The sequence below is a fragment of the Methylotenera mobilis 13 genome (assembly GCF_000384255.1).
GTDB lineage: Bacteria > Pseudomonadota > Gammaproteobacteria > Burkholderiales > Methylophilaceae > Methylotenera > Methylotenera mobilis_B.
Genome location: NZ_KB913035.1, coordinates 1,236,839 through 1,258,207, shown reverse-complemented (window position 1 = coordinate 1,258,207; position 21,369 = coordinate 1,236,839). Strand labels below are relative to the sequence as shown.

General features: G+C 41.8%; 19 protein-coding genes. 11 read left to right on the top strand and 8 right to left on the bottom strand.

Annotated elements, in window-relative coordinates; genetic code table 11:
• Nucleotides 1-9: 9 nt before the first annotated feature.
• From A391_RS0106010 to A391_RS0105995, 4 genes are all read right to left on the bottom strand, one after another.
• The gene (locus A391_RS0106010; RefSeq protein ID WP_019898090.1) at nucleotides 10-522 is read right to left on the bottom strand and encodes an Hsp20/alpha crystallin family protein; all 513 of its coding nucleotides are present in this window, start codon (nucleotides 520-522) and stop codon (nucleotides 10-12) included.
• Nucleotides 523-545: 23 nt separating this feature from the next.
• Nucleotides 546-965 (bottom strand): hypothetical protein, encoded by a 420-nt coding sequence (locus tag A391_RS0106005; RefSeq protein ID WP_019898088.1) that lies wholly within the window; start codon nucleotides 963-965, stop codon nucleotides 546-548.
• Nucleotides 962-1,186 (bottom strand): DUF2934 domain-containing protein, encoded by a 225-nt coding sequence (locus A391_RS13765; protein WP_019898086.1) that lies wholly within the window; start codon nucleotides 1,184-1,186, stop codon nucleotides 962-964. Before A391_RS13765 ends, A391_RS0106005 begins: the two co-directional genes overlap by 4 nt.
• A 181-nt stretch (nucleotides 1,187-1,367) precedes the next feature.
• Nucleotides 1,368-1,574, bottom strand: coding sequence for a hypothetical protein (locus tag A391_RS0105995; protein ID WP_019898085.1), 207 nt, complete (start codon nucleotides 1,572-1,574; stop codon nucleotides 1,368-1,370).
• Nucleotides 1,575-1,717: 143 nt separating this feature from the next.
• Between A391_RS0105995 and A391_RS0105990 the strand changes: the two genes are divergently transcribed.
• The 7 genes from A391_RS0105990 (at nucleotide 1,718) to A391_RS0105960 (ending at nucleotide 7,871) form a co-directional block, all read left to right on the top strand.
• Nucleotides 1,718-3,214 carry a PAS domain-containing sensor histidine kinase gene (locus A391_RS0105990; RefSeq protein WP_019898083.1) on the top strand — a complete coding sequence of 499 codons (1,497 nt, stop codon included), beginning with the start codon at nucleotides 1,718-1,720 and terminating at the stop codon, nucleotides 3,212-3,214.
• Nucleotides 3,211-3,828, top strand: a complete 618-nt coding sequence (locus A391_RS0105985) for a response regulator transcription factor (protein WP_019898081.1) — start codon at nucleotides 3,211-3,213, stop codon at nucleotides 3,826-3,828. The genes A391_RS0105990 and A391_RS0105985 overlap by 4 nt, the downstream gene beginning before the upstream one ends.
• 247 nt (nucleotides 3,829-4,075) lie before the next feature.
• Complete coding sequence (locus A391_RS0105980; RefSeq protein ID WP_019898080.1) at nucleotides 4,076-4,687, top strand: nitroreductase family protein; 612 nt, start codon at nucleotides 4,076-4,078, stop codon at nucleotides 4,685-4,687.
• A 57-nt stretch (nucleotides 4,688-4,744) separates the two neighbouring features.
• Entirely contained in the window at nucleotides 4,745-5,191 is a 447-nt protein-coding gene (locus tag A391_RS0105975) for a universal stress protein (RefSeq protein ID WP_029144026.1), read from the top strand.
• Between the two features lie 65 nt (nucleotides 5,192-5,256).
• Nucleotides 5,257-5,706 carry a CBS domain-containing protein gene (locus A391_RS0105970; protein WP_019898078.1) on the top strand — a complete coding sequence of 150 codons (450 nt, stop codon included), beginning with the start codon at nucleotides 5,257-5,259 and terminating at the stop codon, nucleotides 5,704-5,706.
• Between the two features lie 145 nt (nucleotides 5,707-5,851).
• Nucleotides 5,852-7,426 carry a peptide chain release factor 3 gene (locus A391_RS0105965; RefSeq protein WP_019898077.1) on the top strand — a complete coding sequence of 525 codons (1,575 nt, stop codon included), beginning with the start codon at nucleotides 5,852-5,854 and terminating at the stop codon, nucleotides 7,424-7,426.
• A 61-nt stretch (nucleotides 7,427-7,487) separates the two neighbouring features.
• Entirely contained in the window at nucleotides 7,488-7,871 is a 384-nt protein-coding gene (locus tag A391_RS0105960; protein ID WP_019898076.1) for a YchJ family protein, read from the top strand.
• 228 nt (nucleotides 7,872-8,099) lie between these two features.
• On the opposite strand, the gene A391_RS0105955 is transcribed toward A391_RS0105960, so the two are convergent.
• The gene (locus A391_RS0105955) at nucleotides 8,100-8,768 is read right to left on the bottom strand and encodes a PAS domain-containing protein (RefSeq protein ID WP_019898074.1); all 669 of its coding nucleotides are present in this window, start codon (nucleotides 8,766-8,768) and stop codon (nucleotides 8,100-8,102) included.
• Nucleotides 8,769-8,795: 27 nt separating this feature from the next.
• Nucleotides 8,796-10,886 carry a diguanylate cyclase domain-containing protein gene (locus A391_RS14135; protein ID WP_019898072.1) on the bottom strand — a complete coding sequence of 697 codons (2,091 nt, stop codon included), beginning with the start codon at nucleotides 10,884-10,886 and terminating at the stop codon, nucleotides 8,796-8,798.
• A 369-nt stretch (nucleotides 10,887-11,255) separates the two neighbouring features.
• On the opposite strand from A391_RS14135, the gene A391_RS0105945 reads away from it, so the two are divergent.
• Nucleotides 11,256-11,801, top strand: coding sequence for a hypothetical protein (locus A391_RS0105945; RefSeq protein ID WP_036316687.1), 546 nt, complete (start codon nucleotides 11,256-11,258; stop codon nucleotides 11,799-11,801).
• 26 nt (nucleotides 11,802-11,827) lie between these two features.
• On the opposite strand, the gene A391_RS0105940 is transcribed toward A391_RS0105945, so the two are convergent.
• Together A391_RS0105940 and A391_RS0105935 are read right to left on the bottom strand one after the other, a co-directional pair.
• Complete coding sequence (locus A391_RS0105940; RefSeq protein WP_019898068.1) at nucleotides 11,828-12,391, bottom strand: hypothetical protein; 564 nt, start codon at nucleotides 12,389-12,391, stop codon at nucleotides 11,828-11,830.
• A gap of 75 nt (nucleotides 12,392-12,466) precedes the next feature.
• The gene (locus A391_RS0105935) at nucleotides 12,467-14,383 is read right to left on the bottom strand and encodes an ATP-binding cassette domain-containing protein (protein WP_019898066.1); all 1,917 of its coding nucleotides are present in this window, start codon (nucleotides 14,381-14,383) and stop codon (nucleotides 12,467-12,469) included.
• A 283-nt stretch (nucleotides 14,384-14,666) separates the two neighbouring features.
• Between A391_RS0105935 and A391_RS0105930 the strand changes: the two genes are divergently transcribed.
• The 3 genes from A391_RS0105930 (at nucleotide 14,667) to tldD (ending at nucleotide 21,277) form a co-directional block, all read left to right on the top strand.
• Entirely contained in the window at nucleotides 14,667-18,593 is a 3,927-nt protein-coding gene (locus A391_RS0105930; RefSeq protein ID WP_019898064.1) for a YhdP family protein, read from the top strand.
• 54 nt (nucleotides 18,594-18,647) lie between these two features.
• Nucleotides 18,648-19,523 (top strand): carbon-nitrogen hydrolase family protein, encoded by an 876-nt coding sequence (locus tag A391_RS0105925; protein WP_019898062.1) that lies wholly within the window; start codon nucleotides 18,648-18,650, stop codon nucleotides 19,521-19,523.
• Nucleotides 19,524-19,801: 278 nt separating this feature from the next.
• On the top strand, nucleotides 19,802-21,277 hold the full coding sequence (tldD, locus tag A391_RS0105920) for a metalloprotease TldD (protein ID WP_029144024.1): 1,476 nt from the start codon (nucleotides 19,802-19,804) through the stop codon (nucleotides 21,275-21,277).
• Nucleotides 21,278-21,369: the final 92 nt, after the last annotated feature.

Here is a 21,369-nt window from a genome sequence, read left to right as displayed (position 1 = left end):
AAAAGATAGTTACTGAATAGCGATATTGCGTCGTTTTGATGCTTCTGCCTTAGGTAAGGTAATTTCTAAAACACCATCCTTCAGACTGGCAATCGTTTTTGAGGAATCAACCATCGCTGGTATTGTGACAGAACGGGCAAATGAGGAACTTGATATTTCATGCCTGTAATAATCGCCTTTTTCCTCTTTTTTCTCACTACTGGATTGCCCTTTAATAGTAAGTAAATTATCTGTCAGTGAGATATTGAGGTCTTTCTTATCAATACCAGGTATCTCAGCACGTACAAATACTTCGTTATCACGATCAATCACATCTAGGCTTGGTAGACGTCTATTTTCAACTTCAAAAAAATTATCAAACATTGGACTAGCATCTCGATGCCATAAAGATGAAAACCTTCGACCAAAAACTCTATCAAAAGCACGCTCCATTTCTGCTATTGGGTGCATACCTGACCATGATGACTTTGCCAATGACTTATTATCTGTCACTGGAACATTTGTTTTATTTTCAGTATCCATTGCAACCTCCAAAGTTAGTTGAATTAAAGTGATAAATATTGATGCTCTACTGGACGAAAAATTACTCTTAAGTAATGCCGATCAAAATGCTCTACTTCTCTAAAAAACAATGCACATGCGATGTGTGCACCACGTATATTAATCAAATCAAAGCTATAACCTATACGCGACAAAAATCGCAGATTAGGGTTGATTTGCCCACTTTGTATGATTGCCATGTCGGCTAATTGCGGCAGAAATGTGGAGATGTGACGCCATCTGAGTTTATCTAATGAGCAACCTAGCAACTCTATAGCTGCTTTACTGCAACTTCGAATCATGCCGTTATCATAGATAGTTAACACTGGAAGATTTAAACCAGCATTTTCATGATGATGGTGATTATTTAATAAATTGCTGGCATGCATGCCTTTAGCTTGATGTGCTATTGATGAAGCGTTCATTTCATCACCTCTGCTTCAGCTTCCAACCAATCTTGTATTTCATGCCCTGGTTCGAAACCACGAGACTCTGCTTTGTTATATGCACTGACTGCAATATTGAGCAATTTATCATGTGCTTCTGGGTTATTTAACTGAGCGTTATCCGCCCCATTGGGCTTACTTGATTTTTTGATTGAATCTTTTGACTTAACATCTTTAGTGCTGACTGTTGAAAGTATCATGAAACCTCCCAATCAATAGATTAAAAAATTAGGGGCACCACTTAAACAGTCACGTTGGTATTGGCTGTTAAATTGAGCCCGACTACATTGAGATAGTAATTTACCTCTGTTGATTGATTAGGTACATTCGGGTAAGCACGTAAGGGATAGCCCTTATATACTTACCTGTAAGATTGAAAGCTTAGATATTGCCGAGATCTTCAATCGCATCAACCACGATACTGGTACCAACAGCAATTAGTAAGATATCAGCTGCTACCCGCACATACTTGTGCCCAGCCGGAGGAACCCCTAGCTCGACCACTAGTCGAGGTGGAAGATCGTAAAACACTACGTCTCTAGGAAGTGGCTGGCCTCTACTCCATTTTTTTGCTTGCCCAGGTGGCATACTGCAATCAATCAAGCACTAATATACGAGCGAACCCGTAGCCTTTATGGGCTACTGGATCACGCACACATGCATTAATTTTTAATCTATAATTAATTAACAAGCGGCCTTACATGTACTTCGTTATTTGATAAGGATGTTCTTTGGCTTATCCATTGCAAAACTTAAGCTTTCAGACTTTGTTTGATGCAGTTGCTGATGCCATGCTACTGATTAGCGACAGTGGCCTAGTTGCGCAAGCAAACGCAGCATCTCAGCAATTATTGGGCTATACAGCCCAAGAAATCGTTGGGCTTGAAGTTGAAGCATTAATCCCGGATCGCTATAGAGAGCCTCACCGCCGGTATCGAATGGCTTTTATACAAAATCCAGAAAAACGACCGATGGGTTCTGGTAACGAACTGTCAGTCATCACGAAAAGTGGAAAAGAACTTGCTGTAGATATTGGTCTAAGCCCAATTCACAATGAAGGGCAACTTTATATACTAGTTACCTTTTACACTGTCTATAAACGTCAAGAAGTTGAACAAGCATTACGCATTAGCGAAGAACGTTTAAGGCTTGCAAAAAAAGCTGCTGGCTTAAACGTTTTTGACTTTGATGCAAATCTAAAAATGCGCAACGAGAGTGATCAGCTACTCGCATTCTGGGGAGCTGACCCCACAAATATAAATCATCATGATGCTAAAATCTCCATCATTCACCCAAAAGATAAGGCGACTAGAGAATCAGCAATGCGCCAAGCTACAGACCCAACAGGTGATGGTGAGTTTAACGTTGAGTATCGTGTCGTTAATCAATTGGACAATTCAATCCATTGGGTATCAGCAGTAGGCAAAGCGCATTTTAAAGAAGGCCACGCCACCAGATTATTAGGTGTAGCAAGAGACATTACTGAACAAAAAATACTTGAGAAAAAACTTCAAGATCAACATGTCGAAACTGAAATGCTCTTTGCAAAAGAGGTGGCGACACAGACAGCTTCAGCGATTGCACATGAAATTAATCAGCCACTCACAGCAATTTCTGCTTACAGTGAGGTTGCCCTGCATGCACTTGAACAGGACAAAATTGACTCAACCAGCCTGAAACGAGCACTGGAAGGATGTGTCACTCAAGCACAGCGCGCAGGTGGTAGCCTGCATGAGTTACTCGCTTTCCTACAAAAAGGTGAGCTCATCAAAGATCTCTTAGATATCAACGAAGTTGTCAAAGAGGCTTTAGTGATTGCTAAAAACTATGGTTACTACGACTTTTATCCGCTATTACAGTTAGAAAGTAATATCAGACCTGTACTCGCTAATAAAACACAAGTGCTTAAGATACTCGTGAACTTATTAAGAAATGGCGTTGAAGCAATGCGTGGCGCCGGAATATCATCTTCGGCCATTAGTATTACCGTTCGTACTAACGCAAATATCAGCATGGCACATGTCACTGTGCAAGACGTTGGTCCTGGCCTAAGTGATGCAATTGCTAAACGTATTTTTGAGCCTTTTTTTACGACCAAGCCCAGAGGTATCGGTATGGGGCTTGCCATCAGCCGCACATTAGCAGAAGCTAATGGTGGCCAACTATGGCTAGACCCCGATATCAAAGTAGGCGCTACCTTCCATTTCACACTGCCATTTGCAAAATGAAAACCACGCCACCTACTGTATATATTATTGATGATGAGCATGCGATTAGGGACTCATTAGCACTAATGATTGCCCAAGAAAACATTCCTGTCATGGCATTTGAGAGTGCTCAGGCATTTTTAGCGGTTTGCCCACAAGAATGCTATGGGTGTGCAATCATCGATTACCGCATGCCAGAAATGGATGGCTTACAACTTCAAGAAGAACTCGCAAAACGCAACATTTCATTACCTATCATTTTTTTAACTGGTCACGGTAATATTCCAACCAGCGTAAAAGCAATGAAAGCTGGTGCGATAGACTTTTTAACCAAACCAGTGCGCCGTGAAAAACTCATTAGTGTTGTCACTAATGCGATGATAGAGTCTGAAAAAACACTCACTGAAAGCGCAAGCTGTAAAGAAGCTGAAAAATGTATCGCCAGTCTAACAGAGCGAGAATACGATGTCATGCTTTTAGCAATACAAGGACATCATAATAAAGATATCGCGCGAAAGCTTGGCATTAGCCATCGTACTGTAGAAATTCATAAATCTAACATCATGCATAAAACTGGCGCAAACCACGTGCTCGATTTAGCACGTATCGCGCATAAAAGTGGTTTGAAAGAGTAAGCTTGTTGTTGGGTTGTAACGCAAACATCACCATTATTCTGGCTACTGCAATGAGCTAAATGATCTCAAGTACTTGGCTCCCAAGCTAAATCAGTAGGCATTTCTTAGCTAATCAATTTCTTTCAATTAGAACCCTACTCGTTAACTTATACGTGTTCGCGCGGATTAACTAATATTTTTATTCTTGCTATTGTGCCCTTAACAATGATGATCAATATACAGTTTTAGCATTGTGGGAGCGCATAAAATGGCACTACTCGAAGTGGAAATGAGCCTTTACGAAGCCATATTAGCTAGGCGCTCTGTGCGCAGCTATACAACACAACCATTAGAAAAAGGGATCATTTCCAGCCTGCTGGAAGCTGCAATACGTGCACCTACTGCTATGCATGGTGAGCCTTGGGCATTTGTGATCATAGAGGATAAGCAATTGCTAAGAAATCTATCAGACCAAGCAAAACCTATGCTACTTAGGATGATGCATCATCAGCATCAGCAAGCATTTAAACTGTTTGAATTACCTGGAAATCAAAATTTCAATATTTTTTATAATGCAGGGACACTCATCTTAATCTGCGGTAATACAAAAATATACTCCTCTGAGGCTGACTGTTGGCTAGCCACTGAAAACCTCATTTTAGCCGCCTGTGCAATGGGGTTAGGGTCCTGCATTATTGGCTGTGCACTTCCTATTTTAAATTTAGCAGAAACGAAAATTAAGTTAGGTATTCCTCATGAGTTTACGGTAGTTGCACCTATTGTTATTGGTTATCCTGATGACACACCAACGCCTACTTCGCGCAAACATCCTCGTATTCTGTCGAGCATACCAATAGGAGAAGTTAACTACAGCCACTAATGCGTGATTAGTTTGCAGTCCAATTGGCTTATATTTTTTGATGGGAGTTTAATAAAAATGTACAAACAAATTCTCTGTCCGATAGACGGTAGCAGCACCTCAAACTGTGGCATGTTAGAAGCCATTAATCTAGCTAAAACACTACACGCAAAACTTAGATTCTTACATGTAGTAGACACCTACTTTCCAATTTTAGACGCAAATGGTGAACTTAATGTTTTGTATCTGGCAGATATTCAACGTAGCCAAGGTAAAAAAATACTAGAGTCTGCTGAAGAAAAAGCACGTCAATCTGGTGTATTAACCGAATGCACAATCGTAGAAAGTATTGGTGAGCGCGTCTCCAAACTAATTATTAAACAAGCTGAAGAATGGCCAGCAGATTTGATTGTCATGGGTACCCATGGATTACGTGGATTTGCACGATTCATGATGGGCAGTGATGCGGATATGGTGGTAAAACAAAGCCATGTGCCAGTGCTTTTAGTGAAAACATCTCATTGAATAGATAGTAAGTTAACTCATCAAATTTATAACATGATTGTTTACCAATAAAAAAGGAAAGTATCATGACGATCAGTGCAATTTGTAATCACGAAGTCATCACAGTGAAAGCTGATGCCACCATTTTTGAAGCGGCTAAGTTAATGCGCAGCCACCATGTTGGCGATGTTGTAGTCATCAATGAGAGTCAAGGCAAACCCATACCTTTAGGTATTGTGACAGACCGTGATTTAGTCATAGAAGTTGTGGCAACCGAGTTGGATTGCAAAGTCATGACGGTGAGTGACATCATGGTCAGGCATTTATCGGTAGTGACAGAAAATGCAGGGGTATTTGAAACAATTAAAATCATGACATCAAAAGGCGTCAGAAGGCTGCCAGTTGTGGACGAGCATGGCATGCTAACTGGTATTGTAACGCTGGATGATTTATTAATACTGCTCTCCAACGAGATTGGCTCATTATCAAAACTGGTGTCGCGCGAACTTAAAAATGAGGCGTCATCAAGACGTTAAGGCCAAGGTAGGTTCTAAGCTAGCCATCACAAATATAAAGCATGTGTCATGAGCAGACAGCAAAGCCTGCTCAGCCAATATCCGTTTTTACGAGTTAAGCCATATTTCAGGTAAAATAGCGCTTTTAAATCCAATCTATCAAAACATGTCATCGCTTCAAGACGAAATTTCCCGCCGCCGCACTTTTGCTATTATTTCCCACCCCGATGCTGGTAAAACGACACTGACCGAAAAGCTGCTCTGGTTTGGTGGTGCAATTCAGGTAGCTGGTGAAGTACGTGGCCGTAAAGCAGCACGTCATGCAACGTCAGACTGGATGGAACTTGAGAAACAACGCGGCATTTCCGTGACCTCATCTGTGATGCAGTTCCCTTACCGCGAACACATGATTAACCTGCTAGATACCCCAGGCCATGATGACTTTTCTGAAGATACATATCGTACATTAACAGCAGTAGACTCTGCGGTGATGGTGATTGACTCTGTTAACGGTGTAGAAGCACAAACTATTAAACTATTAAACGTGTGCCGCATGCGCGACACACCCATTATTACGTTCATTAATAAACTAGACCGTGAAAGCCGCCCACCAATTGAGTTGCTAGATGAGATTGAAACCACGCTGGGGATGGAATGTGCGCCAATGACATGGCCAATCGGCATGGGCAAAGGCTTCCGTGGCGTTTATCATTTGTATAATGATGAAATCTCGTTCTTTGATCCACGTGCAGAAAAAGGTACATCAGAAACCATTAAAGGTTTGGATAACCCACGTGTAGATGAGTTATTAGGCCGCCAAGCTGAAGAATTGCGTATTGATATTGAGCTGGTGCGTGGTGCATCCCATGAGTTTAATAAAGAGCGCTATCTAAATGGTAAACAAACACCTGTGTTCTTTGGCTCTGCCATCAACAACTTTGGCGTGCAATCACTGCTAGATGCCGTGGTAGACTTATCTCCACCACCACAATCTCGCAACACGGCAAGCCGCCCCGTAGAAGCTAATGAGGGTAAGTTCTCAGGCTTTGTGTTTAAAATTCAAGCGAATATGGACCCAAAACACCGTGACCGCATCGCGTTCTTGCGTGTGTGTTCAGGCCGTTTTGAGCGAGGCATGAAGGTGAAGCAAGTTGCTACTGGCAAAACATTAAGCGTGAACAACGCCATTACCTTTATGGCGCAAGACCGTACCACCATGGATGAGGCCTACTCGGGTGACATTATCGGTATTCCTAACCATGGCACAGTGAAATTGGGCGATACCTTTAGTGAAGGCGAGAACCTTAAATTCACTGGTATTCCATCATTTGCGCCTGAATTTTTCCGCCGTGCGCGCATTAAAAACCCGATGAAAATGAAGCAACTACAAATTGGCCTAAAACAATTGGCAGAAGAAGGTGCTGCACAATTGTTCCGCCCTCTACTTTCAAACGACTTGATTTTAGGTGCAGTTGGTATGTTGCAGTTTGAGGTAGTCGCCCATCGATTAGAGCATGAATACAGCGTAGATATGGTGTTTGAGCCATACGATTGCTATACCGCACGCTGGTTACGCGGCTCGGATGCGGACTTAAAAACCATTGCAGATAAATACGGCTTTAACGTGGCGTTAGATGGCGCAGATGACTATGTGTACCTAGCGCCTAACCGCGTTAACTTACAAATGGCACAAGAGCGATACCCAGATATTCAATTTTTAGAAACGCGTGAAATTGCATAACTTATCAAGCCACATAGCCCAGCAAGCCATTACTGACCTTGCTGGTACTTGGTAGCAAAAAATGTCTGAATGTCCATGTGGAAGTGGCAACGCATACCAAGCTTGCTGTGAACAATATCATCTAGGTATTGCCGCACCTAATGCTGAGGCGTTGATGCGCTCGCGTTACAGTGCATATGTATTGAAACTTGAGGCATATTTACTTACGACTTGGCATCCAGACACGCGCCCTGCCGACCTAAACTTGAACCAAGATCCACTTAAATGGTTAGGTTTACAGGTAAAAAAGTACAAAAAAATTGATGAGAATCACGCAGTAGTTGAGTTTGTTGCGCGTTATAAGCATGCCGACAACCTAAGTGGCCGAGCTGAAAGACTTCATGAAACTAGCCAGTTTGAACGTATTCACGCAAACTGGTATTACTTAAACGGTGATCATCAGTAATAGCTAAAATAGCACATAACACAACGCAACCCAGCGATAAACCGCCCGCTCATTACCATTTAGCCCATGCCTTAAAAAACTCAAACCGCAAAAGTGATTTGAGCTTGTTTATTGAGTCTAGCGATGCTTCATTTTCGATTAAAGTGACGCTTGTTTAAGATGCTTACTCAATTAGTGTGCAACCTAAGTAAGTTTAGACAAGCAGTATTTCACAGAGAAATCGCCATGCTACTCGCCAACATATCGACTAACACCAACAATTGACCCTATCACTTCTTTTGCTAGACCAGATTCGTTCACCACTAATTTAAGCTCTTCTCTTACCAGTAACCATGCCCCACTAGCAGTTAAAAACCTATACTCGTGTCTTAACAAATCACTTGCGCTTATATTTTGCAAGCGCTCCATCACCTTTGGCAGATCATCTTGATGAATATGCGCATGCCAAAACCCACTATGGGCCATGAATTTATCTTTGTCATAACCCAATAACTGGCTAATATTTTTGCTTACGAAAGTCATCGCATATTCTGGCATCGGTGTTCTGGCAAAAAAGATGACTGGAATCGTGTTCACAATCTCACCAATACGTGATTTCTCACGCTCAGACTCCAGCGCATCTAAACGGCGCTGCTCTACTTCAAGGTCTGTACTGAGTTGATTTTGCGGATTATCCGCATGAATCTGCTGTTCAACCATATGTAGTAGCTCATAACTTTTCAACTGCAATGCATGCGCAATACTACTTACAGTTTTTAAGCTGGGCTGTTTAACACCACGCTCTAACATAGAAATAAAAGTACGCTCTAAACCAGAAAGTGAAGCTAACATTTCCTGTGTAAGTCCAAGATCCAAGCGCGTTTTTTTAATGACCATACCAAATAAAGATTTATGCATTTGCGACCAGTGTATAAGCGTTTTTATTTAAGATTGAAGTTGCGCACAAATCGCTGTATTTTTACCGGCACTCTTAGCTTGATATAAAGCATCATCTGCACTAGCCACCAGTATTTTTGGGTTATCTCCTGCATTAAATGATAATGCAATGCCTACACTCGCTGTCACAGATACTGTACTCTCTATCAGCATAATAGGTTGCGAAATAGATGCGATCAACTTATTGGCGACATCCATCGCCCCTTGATAGTCTGTCATATCTTCTAGCACAACAACAAACTCATCTCCCCCCAAGCGAGCAACAGTATCTTCACCACGTGTATGAGCCATTAAACGTTCAGCCACTACTTCAAGCACACGATCACCGGCCTGATGTCCATAATGGTCGTTGATTAACTTGAATCCATCAAGATCGATCATTAGGACAGCAACTAAATCTCCAGTGCGCTTTGTACGAGATAAAGAGTGACTCAACCTCGCATTAAACAAAAGTCGGTTTGGTAACTTCGTTAAAGGATCATGGTGCGCTAAAAACTCAAATTCGTCATGTGCTAATTTAGAAGAAGTAATATCAGCAAACACCGCAATGTAATTTTTCACCTGCTTTTTAGCATCTAAAATAGCACTAATTGTCAGCCACTCGGCATAAGTTTCACCACTTTTTCGCCGATTCCACAACTCACCTTGCCAATATCCACTGGCGTTTAGTGAATCCCACATACGGCCATAAAAAGCTTTATCTTGCCGACCAGAACTCAGCACTTTTGGATTTCTACCACGAACCTCATCTTCCTCATAACCGGTAATTTTCATAAATGCAGGGTTTACTGACAAAATATTAGCGTTAGCATCTGTGATGATGATGCCCTCTATTGTATTGTCAAAAATAGATGCCGCCTGCTTTAACTTACGCTCAGAATGTTTCTTGTCGGTTTCATCCTGTATGGTTTGTACAAAACCTAATAAGTGATTGTCTTGATCTTGAATCGGTGCCATGCGCACGTGTAGTTCAAATATTTCGTCTTTCATCTGATGTGCTAAATCATACTCATAACTTTCCCCTGCTTCCACTTTATCTAAGGCAATCAGTAAGTGATCAACGGGCATGTTCGCCTTGTTAAATAACAGCTCCAGTTGTTCACCATCGATATTCTCATGCGCGATACCAAATAACAGTGAAGCGGCAGGATTTAAATATCGTACCTTTTTATCAGGGTCAGCAATAATCAAACTTACCCCAAGTGACTCATGCAACACGGCAGATAGTACATGTCGCTCATCCAGTTCTTTACGGATACGGACAATATCATCCGCCTGCCTTTTAATAATCTTATTAAGCATATGTACGTAGTGACTCTCAATTTTCTTCACTATGTCATGCTCAGTCATCAGGCCATCTAACAAGCCTTGATTATTCACAACGACCAAAGTGCGCACTTTTTGCTCACGCATGTGTTCTATCGCAAAGTAAATTGAACGTTGGCTATTAACACAAATAACAGGGGATGACATCACCTCTGCTAACGCCATATTGCCATTTGCATGATCTCGCCCTAATCTCACCAAATCTCGCTCAGTGACAATGCCAATTGGCTTATCAGCCTCAGTAATCACCACTCCGCTTGAGTTAGATTTCATCATCAAAGTAATTGCATCATGCAGTGTGTCATGCTTGGCTAAGGTATGAATATTCTTATGCATGATATTTTCAACGACTTCCTGCCCAGAAAGAACATCAAAGCCCAGCAGCTTCATGAAGTCATTATCTGTTGCAATGCCGTACAAGTCGCCTGTGCTGTCCACCACGATTAAGTGGCGTAGGTTTTCTTGTGCGCAAAGGTGATATGCCTCAAATAAATCTAAATGCATTGGTGCGACCACAGGAACATCGCTCATCACACTACCGATGAAGGTGGTTTTAGTATTCAATAACTCAGGAATAATACGTAAAGCATCACGTTCCGTAAAAATACCAACTGGGCGTTTACCCTCAACCACCACTATCGAGCTGATACGATGATTAGCCATCATTTCTAACACATCTGCCAAAATCGCAGTTTGCGATACGCACATTGGATTAATCGTGCAAATTTCTTTTAACTGGATTGAGGTTTGCATAAGGCTTTATCATTACTTCACAAAAGTTATTATTTTGATGAATATCAAATATTTACAAGTCGCATCTTATTTTATGAGGTTTTAGCTTGGGGTGCTATAGACTATGGTATACATCATCACGATAGTTAGTGCGCTAACAAAGCTTATCATTTAAACGCTTTAAACTATCATGCACACTATTAACATATTAGCCCTAAAATAGTTTTCGCTAACTGAATTTAAGTTTCAACAGGATTCATTAGGCTGTCATCATGAGGTCACTCGTCATAAAACCGTCACGTTAACTTCATATTGATTAAGTAGTATTGCTTTCATCACGCTCAGATAAGATTTTGTTAAAAATCATTGAGCCCAGATGAGACAACGACCATGGTATATGAAAAATCCACGCTCGGTTTTAATGAGTTTACCAATAACAATCGTACCTTAGGTGTGCGTGAACGTCAGGTTTTGCTACTGGTGAATGGTGTACGTAATTTAGATGAATTGAATAAGTTCTTTAAAAAGGACTTATTACTAGACACCATTAAAAAACTTGAAACGGAAGGCTATATTCAATTGCCACAAGGGCAACAAAGGCCGCCAGAGTTTGCAAGCTCACTGCATAATCAGCTTTCTTTACAGGACACCCCCACCAAAACAGAGCCAATCTGCCCAACAAAAATGGCGACAGTGAAGGCTATTTTAATCGAGGCTGCTGATGATTACCTTGGCATTATGGGGCGAGGTATTAAAGCCAAAATTGAAAGCTGCGATAACGAGAATAATTTAAGGCAAACGATTTCAAGCTGGCACATGGCAATGCGTGAATCCAAACTGGGGCGTGAATCTGCAAGTTTCTTAATGGAGCAAATTCACAAAACCCTAGAAGGAAAAATAGTCAGTGCTGAAAACCTAGCGCAATCCCAGCATTAAAATACCATGAGATTGCGTACTGTTTACTAAGCACTTTCAAACGCCTCACATAATTGGCTTAACAACTGACCAAAAATTGGTAACACTTCTTCCATCGTATGCGGGCTATCGTCGTCCGTACTAGCAACAAGCAGTGCAATCACAAGCTTATCCACATTCTCTCTAAACTGGGTCCAATGCTCTGCTTCTGCATCCGCAATTAATTGAAATTTACTTAAGCCAGACTCTACGATTTCAATTAACTCAGCATCTGGCAAGCCTGCAAATAGCGTTTTCGCAATGGTAATTTGTGCGGTTTGTAACTCAGGTTTGATATCTTCTTGCACTAATGGTGAGGTAAAAAACGCATAAGTAAGCAAGGCAAATGCTTGATAAACGCTCAACATATCAAAGTTTTCACTACGCTCAGCCAGTGGTGATTGGTCTGCAGACTGAATCGCCTTAAAGGTGACATAACAGCTTAAATAGTCAGCTGCATTCAATGCATCATATTCATCTAAATTAGTATTAGGGGTTTCATCATCACGATGTGTTGCCGCTAAACATAAAGCATGCATAAGCTTTAAACGTTGTGAATACGTCATTTCCATTTTTGAAGTCCTTAATTATCTTAAATATAACGGGTATTAATCCGGCAACTAACTCATTACTAATTGAGTCATTCATTAGTCCAATGCAGGGATTGCCTCTAACATCTCATGTAAGGTTAACCAGCGCTCTTCTGCGGTTTCCAATTGAGTGGTCAGTGTCGCTTGTGTTTTTAAAAGCTGTTGCAGTACCGACTTATCAGCGCTGGTATAAAGGTCTGCATCATTCAACTGCTCGTCACACAGTTTTTTATCCGTTTGCCACTGTGCCATATTGCGTTCAATTTGCTCAAGCTCTTTTAACAGCGGGCGGCGCTCTACAATTCTAGCCTGACGCTCCGCTTTATTGGCTGCACGATTATTTTTATTAGCATTTTTATTTGGGTCATCTGTTGCAACTGCCTGGTTCAGCTGCTTTTCTTTGATACGCTGTTCATTTAGCCATTGGCTATAATCTTCCAAGTCGCCATCAAACTGCACGGCTTTACCATCTGCCACCAAAATAAATTCATCACAGGTGGCTCGCAGCAAGGCTCTATCATGCGACACCAAGATAACGCCACCTTCAAAGTCTTGTAAAGCAAGCGTCAGCGCATGACGCATTTCCAAATCTAAATGGTTAGTTGGCTCATCTAGCAATAACAAATTAGGCCGAGTCCAAATTAATAAAGCCAATGCCAAGCGTGACTTCTCACCGCCTGAGAAGTTAGCACAAGGAGCCCTAGCCATCTCCCCTTTAAAGTCAAAACCACCTAAATAATTAAGGTGCTCTTGCTCGCGGGTGAGTGGGTCCAGCTTCATCATGTGTTGCAACGGCGAGTCGTCAGGACGCAGTTGCTCAAGCTGATGCTGTGCAAAGTAGCCAATATTAAGGTCTTTGCCTTCTACCCGTTTGCCGCCAAGTGGTGCAAGCTCATGCGCTAATAATTTAATGAGCGTGGTTTTACCTGCGCCATTTTTTCCTAGTAATCCAATGCGTTCACCTGGCCTAATGGCTAGTTCAATATTGCTAATCAATGGTTTGTGCTGGTAGCCCACGCTCATGCCATCCAGCACTAGCAAAGGGTCAGGCGCTGCAATTGGCGCTCTAAATTCAAATCCGAATTGTGAATCTACGTGTGCTGCAGAAATCATCTCCATACGCTCAAGCGCTTTAATTCTGCTTTGCGCCTGGCGCGCTTTAGTAGCCTGTACACGAAAGCGATCAATATAGCTCTGTAAATGGGCAACTTTGCGTTGTTGCTTTTCAAACATGGCTTGCTGTAATGCCAGTTTTTCAGCACGTTGGCGCTCAAAATCAGAGTAACCACCGCGATAAAGCGTTAATGTTTGCTGCTCAATGTGCGCAATGTGGTTCACAATTGCATCTAGGAAGTCTCTATCATGCGAAATTAATAACAACGTGCCGCGGTAACTCTGCAACCAGCCTTCAAGCCAAATGACTGCGTCTAAGTCTAAATGGTTGGTTGGTTCATCAAGCAGTAATAAATCGGAACGACACATCAAAGCACGTGCTAAATTCAAGCGAACGCGCCAGCCACCTGAAAAAGTTGAGACAGGCTGCTGTAGCGCGACTTGACTAAAACCTAGACCATTCAATAACTCAGACGCTCGTGCCTTTGCACTGTAGCCATCAATATCGGTTAAACGCTGGTGCAACTCTGCAATGAGTTCACCTTGATGATTCGCCTCCGCAGCCACTAATCCTGCTTCAATTTCACGTAATTCTGCATCGCCATCCAGCACAAACTCAATAGCAGGCATGGCTAAAGCGGGGGTTTCTTGTGCAACGTGTGCCACCACCCAGCTTACTGGCATTTCCAAATCGCCTTGCTCAGGGTGCACTTCACCTCGCAACATGGCAAAAAGAGAAGATTTACCCGCCCCATTAGCGCCTGTTAAGCCAACTTTATGGCCAGGATGAAACTGCATGGATGCGCCTTGGATTAAAATTTTAAGGCCGCGCGTTAAAGTAAGTTGTTTAAATTGAATCAAGAGATAACCATATGAATTAAATTGAACAAAACTGGTGAATTACATAAGCTTCACTCAGTCATTGTTAGCATAATGAAAGCGCAACTATTACTTATCACCAAGCTGACAAGTTTGTTATTCTAAATGATTACTATGCATACGCTTAAACACTCTTTTACTTTTAGGATAGATTTGTGAAAATTTACGCAGTTTTACAGTCGCAGCACCGTGATTATCAATCTATATACACAATATTCAAGTAAAATGCAGGACTAATATATTAAAAATAAAACCCACATTATCAATGGTTAAAAAATCTCTACTTTGGGTTTATCGAGCAATGTTATGGGTAGCTGGCGTTTCAGCGATCATCGTGCTTGCTATCGCACTCACTATTCATTTCTGGCTAATGCCGAATATTGGCCAACATAAAGATGAAATTGCCCGTTTTGCCAGCAAATCTGCAAATCAAAAAGTCGTCATTGGTGACATCAAAGCCAACTGGCAAGGAATTAATCCTCATTTAGTGTTAAGTAATATCGATATATTCGATGCGCAAGATCGCTCAGCGCTACAGTTAAAAAATATTGAGGTTGCGGTGTCATGGCTAAGCGTTCCGCTGCTAGAGCCACATTTAGCCGAGCTCATTATTCATGACCCAGAGCTCACCATACGCCGCAATACCAAGGGCGAAATTTTTGTCGCAGGCATTAGTACCGCCGGAGAATCAAAACCTGACTTAGCCAATTGGTTGTTAAGGCAAAACAAACTAGCCATCACCAATGCTAAAGTGCTCTGGTTAGACGAACTCAGAAACGCGCCTGAACTAAGTTTAAATAACCTCAATTTGGAGATTTTAAGCCCACCTTGGAGAAGCCTCATAAGAAATCACAGCTTCAGCGCTAGCGCTTCACCATCAGTCGGCAGCATACAGCCAATTCTGCTCAGTGGTAGCTTTTATGGAAGCGACGTCAGCAAAACCCAAGACTGGGATGGTAAAGTGCGTCTGCAACTTAAAAATGCTGATCTAGCCGCATACAAAACATGGGTAGATTACCCAATCAATTTAAGTGCAGGCACAGGCAGTACAGATGTAACGATTAATTTCTCCAATCACCAATTACAATCAATCAACAGTCATGTTGCATTAGAAAATATACAACTACAAACAAAACCAGATCTTGCACCATTAATGTTAGACAAGCTATCTGGAAACATTGCCTGGAAAAACCTAAACAAAAGTAAGCTACTAGGCACTGCAAGCAAGTTTGGTCATTCTTTAAGTGTGAATGCGCTTAATGCAAGCACCGCCAACGGCTTTAACATCAAAGCGCTTTCAGCGAACTACAGCCAAACGATTAAAGGTGAACAAAACTTCAACCTGAGCATGCCAGGCTTAGGGTTGACTAACATTCAAACAACCTTATCCCAACTACCAATTCCTGAAAAGCTTCTGGCATTTATCAATGCGGCAAATCCGCAAGGTGAGTTAGAAGACCTGAATATCGTATGGGAAGCACAAAACAATGTCACAAAAACCTACCAATTAAATACCAAGTTTAATCGTTTAAATTTAACTGCATACGAAAATATCCCTGGCTTTAACAACCTATCTGGCGAGCTTAGTGCAAACCAAAAATCAGGCTCTTTACGACTAGATACACATCAAGCAAATTTAGAAATGAAAGGCATATTACGTTGGCCGATCCCTTTCAATACGCTTGAGGGTAAAGTCACTTGGAACATTGATGACCACCAAACAGAAATCAATGTCAATTCATTAAAGATGAATAGTCCGCATTTATCTGGCACTGTTGATGCAAGTTATCTGATGGATGGAAAAAAAGGTGGATTCCTTGATTTAAAAGGTAAATTTAATCATGGCAATGCGAAGTATGCCAAGTTTTACTATCCAACCATGCTGGGTGAAACCACTCTCAATTGGTTGGACACCTCAATATTAGAAGGCACCGCTAACGATGTTAATTTAATCGTAAAAGGCCGATTAGCTGACTTTCCATTTGTAGATAGCAAAAATAATCTAGATACCAAACAAGGCTTGTTCAGGGTAACGGCGAAGGTCAGTGATGCTCTTTTAGAGTATGGTACAGACTGGCCTGTCATCGAGAAATTAGGCCTAGATCTCTTATTTGAGGGTAACCGCATGGAGCTCAATGCGCATACTGGGCATATATTTGGCAATCAAATCATTAAAAGTAAAACAACCATCGCTCAATTAGATGCGGACTACCCTATCCTGAGCATCCAATCTGAGCTACAAGGCCCCGTCAGCGAAGGTATTGTTTTTGTGAATAAAAGCCCAGTACATACACTCACAGAGGGGTTTACTGACAATCTCAAAACAAGTGGTACAGGCAAGCTTAGCTTAGGGTTAAGTATTCCATTAGAAGATTTAGACGCCTCTAAATATAAAGGGCTATATCAGATTACTAACGGAAAAATGGAAAGTGAAGATATCCCAACGCTCACCCAAATTAACGGTAATCTGGAGTTCACAGAAAATAGCTTAAGTGCCAAAAATATTAAAGCATTAGCGTTTGGTTCTCCACTTGCCTTTAACTTAAGTACAGCTAAAGACAAATCCATACGTATACTGGCAAGAGGCAAGCTGAGCGACAGCAGTATCAAACAAATGCTAAAAGAACAGTCGCTAGCAAAAGCGAGCGACTACATTAGCGGTGGCACAGATTGGATTGGCGACATTCTGATTCAGAAACCACGCATTAGTATTAGCATCCGCTCAGATTTAACAGGTATTACTTCTCGCCTACCCGCGCCATTCGATAAATCTGCAAGCCAAGCCCTAAGCCTGCGTGTTGATAAAAGACAAGAACCTAATGTGAGCAACACTTTTATCAACATTGGCAATAAAGCTGGTGCAAAAATCACCAGCGTATTAAATGACGGCAAGTTTGAGTTGAATAATGCCAACATTCAATTAGGGGGTGATATTAAAGTTGAGCCTTCAGTCTCTAATGAATCAGGCAAGCCAACAGGCATTTCCTTAACAGGCAACTTAGATTACCTAAACGCAGATGCATGGCGTTATGTCGTAAAAAACTTATCAGACACTACAAAACAACAGCCTAAACTCCCCATTCAAAAAGTAGCGCTATCGATTAAGGCACTCGACATCTTTAATCGACGTCTTAACCAAGTCAATATTACTGAACTTAGCAATACAAACAATTTGCGAATTACTATTCAAAGTAAAGAGATTACGGGTAACTTGCAATGGATAGATCAGAAAAATGGCAAGTTGATCGCTCGTTTAAGCAACTTCACCATTCCAGAAACTGCACCAGACCAGCTATCAGTGCCTAGTGATGTTGCAGACATGACTAATGTAAAACAATTTACCAAACTGGAGCAAGACTATCCTGCTCTCGACATTATTGCGGATAACTTTGAGTTTCATAAAAAGAACCTTGGAAGCTTAGAGGTGATTGCTTATCCAGAAAATGACAACTGGGATATCCAGAAAATAAAATTCATTACCCCTGAAGGTACTATTAGTGCGGAAGGACAATGGAATAACTGGGTAAGAAATCCAAACACCTATCTTAATATTAGATGGGATATCAAAGATCTAGGTAAAACGCTGAGCAGGTTAGGCTATGCCGATACGATTAAAGATGGCGAAGGTAAACTCAGCGGACAACTGCATTGGCCTGGCAGCCCCCATCAATTTGATACAACACGCCTCAGTGGCGAGCTGAAGTTTGACGTGCGTAAAGGCCAGATTTTACAAGTACAACCAGGCGTAGGTAGACTGCTGGGCTTACTCAGCCTGCAAAGCTTACCAAGACGTCTGTCATTAGATTTTAAAGATTTGTTTAGCAATGGCTTTGCTTTTGACAAAATCAATGCAACCGTTAAAATTGATCGGGGCATCATGCGTAGCGACAACTTTAAAATGGCAGGTCCTGCGGCTGATGTCAGCATTAAAGGTGAAACCAATCTCCAAAAAGAGACGCAACATCTTTTTGTTAACGTTTCGCCTAGGATTAGTGATAGCATTTCGCTTGCCGCTTTGGCTGGTGGTCCATTAGCTGGTGCTGTGGCATTTTTAGCCCAAAAAGTGCTAAAAGACCCTTTAAACAAAATTGTATCAACTGATTATGAAATCATAGGCTCTTGGGACAATCCTCAAGAGGTAAAACCTGAAAACGAGCCTAAAAGTAATCAGGATAACCCACTAATCAATTAAAAAATAAGTGCTTATTAGCTATAAAAAGAATTTAAAAAACTGTTTGGATATGACATGGCCATTACTTCTCGCGTAACAACTACCAAAGCTAAACTCAGCAGCCAAAATACCACTAAAGGTATTATTAAAATGGCTGGCATTCAAATGGCATCGGGTCCTTATGTCAGTGCCAATCTAAGTGAAGCAGAGCGCCTGATTGAAATTGCAGCAAACCAAGGCGCAAAGCTGATTGTACTGCCGGAATACTTTGCCATTATGGGCTTAAAAGAATCTGACAAAGTGGCTGCCCGTGAAGAAGAAGGTAAAGGTCCGATTCAGGATTTTTTAAGCAAAACTGCAAAAAAACATAAAGTCTGGTTAATTGGCGGCTCTGTGCCCTTAGTCAGTAACTTTCCAAACAAAGTGCGCAACAGCTGCTTGGTGTTTGATGACAAAGGTAAGCAAGTTGCGCGCTACGATAAAATTCATCTGTTTGGTCTAAAGCTTGGCAATGAACATTACACCGAAGAAAAAACGATTGAAGCTGGCGACACAATCAAAGTGATCGACAGTCCGTTCGGTAAAATTGGCTTATCGATTTGCTATGATTTGCGCTTCCCTGAACTATACAGGGCAATGGGCGAGGTCAACATCATCGTCGTACCTTCTGCTTTTACCGATACGACAGGTAAGGCCCACTGGGAAAGCCTGATTCGTGCACGTGCGATAGAAAATCTAAGCTATGTGATTGCACCTGCACAAGGTGGTTACCACATATCAGGACGTGAAACACACGGCAACAGTATGATTGTAGACCCATGGGGTGTTGTGCTTGATCGTTTACCACGCGGCTCAGGCGTTGTCATGGCAACCATGAACCCGAAATATCAGGAAAGTTTAAGAAAAAGTTTGCCTGCATTGAAACATCGCACCATTAAGGTTGTCGGATAACGGTACGCATCAATATTTTAGGCGTGATTGTTGCGCTAGCGATACTGACGCGTGAATATTGCTGGCGACGTTACACTCAAATTTCATCTAGCTAAATATCTGAATCACGTGCAGCCCTGCTTGAATGCTGTACGCTGTGTACTAGTGTATATTAAATAGCTGAGTAGATTTTTTGCCTAGATGTGTTGATAAAAAAGTGCTTACTAAAAGTAAACGCTTGTTATAAAACAGTTCAACTCATTACTTTTGCTTACCGAATATTTTTTGAAAATGAACTCATGAAAACTGAATCATCACTACAGCACTCCAACCTTATCAAAGGTTCGCATTTTGATGCCGCGACAGAAGCGTTGCTTGCACCAGCAAACTTAGATGTAGCGAAATTACAAAATGTACTCGCAGACATGATGTCTCATCAAATTGACTATGCTGACCTATATTTTCAATATAGCCGCAGTGAAAGCTGGGGGCTAGAAGAAGGTCAGGTGAAATCTGGTAATTTCTCAATCGACCAAGGTGTTGGTGTCCGTGCAGTGAGCGGTGAGAAAACAGCCTTCGCCTACTCGGATGATATTAATTTAAAAGCATTAGTAGAAGCAGCTAAAGCGACGAAATCGATTTCCAGCTTGGGTAATGAACAAACGGCCAGCTCAATTATTAAGCCACAAGCACCACAGTTATATCTTCCGCAAGATCCGATTGCTTCTCTATCAGCAGATGCAAAAGTGAAACTTTTAGAGCATTTAGAGTCAATTGCGAGAAAACTAGATCCACGTATCACGCAAGTCACTGCATCGATTGCTGGTGAGTATGAAGTGGTCATGGTGGCACGTCATGACGGTGTAATGGCTGCAGACATTCGGCCACTAGTCCGCGTTGGCATTAACGTCATTGCTGAAAGCAACGGTCGTCGCGAGCAAGGTTCAGCTGGTGGTGGTGGTCGTTTTGATTACAGTTATTTCACGGATGAAGTCCTACACGAATACGCACAAAAAGCAGTGCATCAAGCACTGGTTAATTTAGATGCGCGCCCTGCCCCAGCTGGTAGCATGACAGTGGTTTTAGGGGCTGGCTGGCCTGGCATTTTATTACATGAGGCAATTGGTCACGGTTTAGAAGGTGACTTTAATCGCAAAGGCAGTTCTGCCTTTAGCAATATGATTGGGCAGCAAGTCGCTGCAAAAGGCATTACCATTGTAGATGATGGTACGATTGCAGACCGTCGTGGTTCACTTAGCATGGATGACGAAGGCAACCCTACTAACAGAACTGTATTGATTGAAGATGGTATCTTGCGTGGTTATATTCAAGACACCTTAAATGCACGCCTGATGAACATGCCACTTACAGGCAATGCACGCCGCGAAAGTTATGCGCATATTCCAATGCCGCGCATGACCAATACCTACATGCTTAATGGCACGCTACCGCCTGAAGAAATCATCAAATCTGTCAAAAAAGGCTTATATGCGGCTAATTTTGGTGGTGGTCAGGTCGATATTACTAGCGGCAAGTTTGTATTTAGTGCCGCAGAAGCTTATATGATCGAAGACGGTAAAATTACCTACCCAGTAAAAGGCGCTACACTCATTGGCAATGGCCCTGATGTACTGAAACGTGTTTCCATGATTGGTAACGACATGTCACTTGACTCGGGCGTGGGCACTTGCGGCAAAGAAGGACAAAGTGTGCCAGTAGGTGTTGGGCAACCAACCTTGAAGATTGACGGCTTAACGGTAGGTGGCACTGCTTAAATTAACATAGAATTTATAACGCAGAATTTATAACGGAGATTCCCTAACAGCCGTTATAATCTGCCCTTTCTCATCGCAACAAAATCATAACC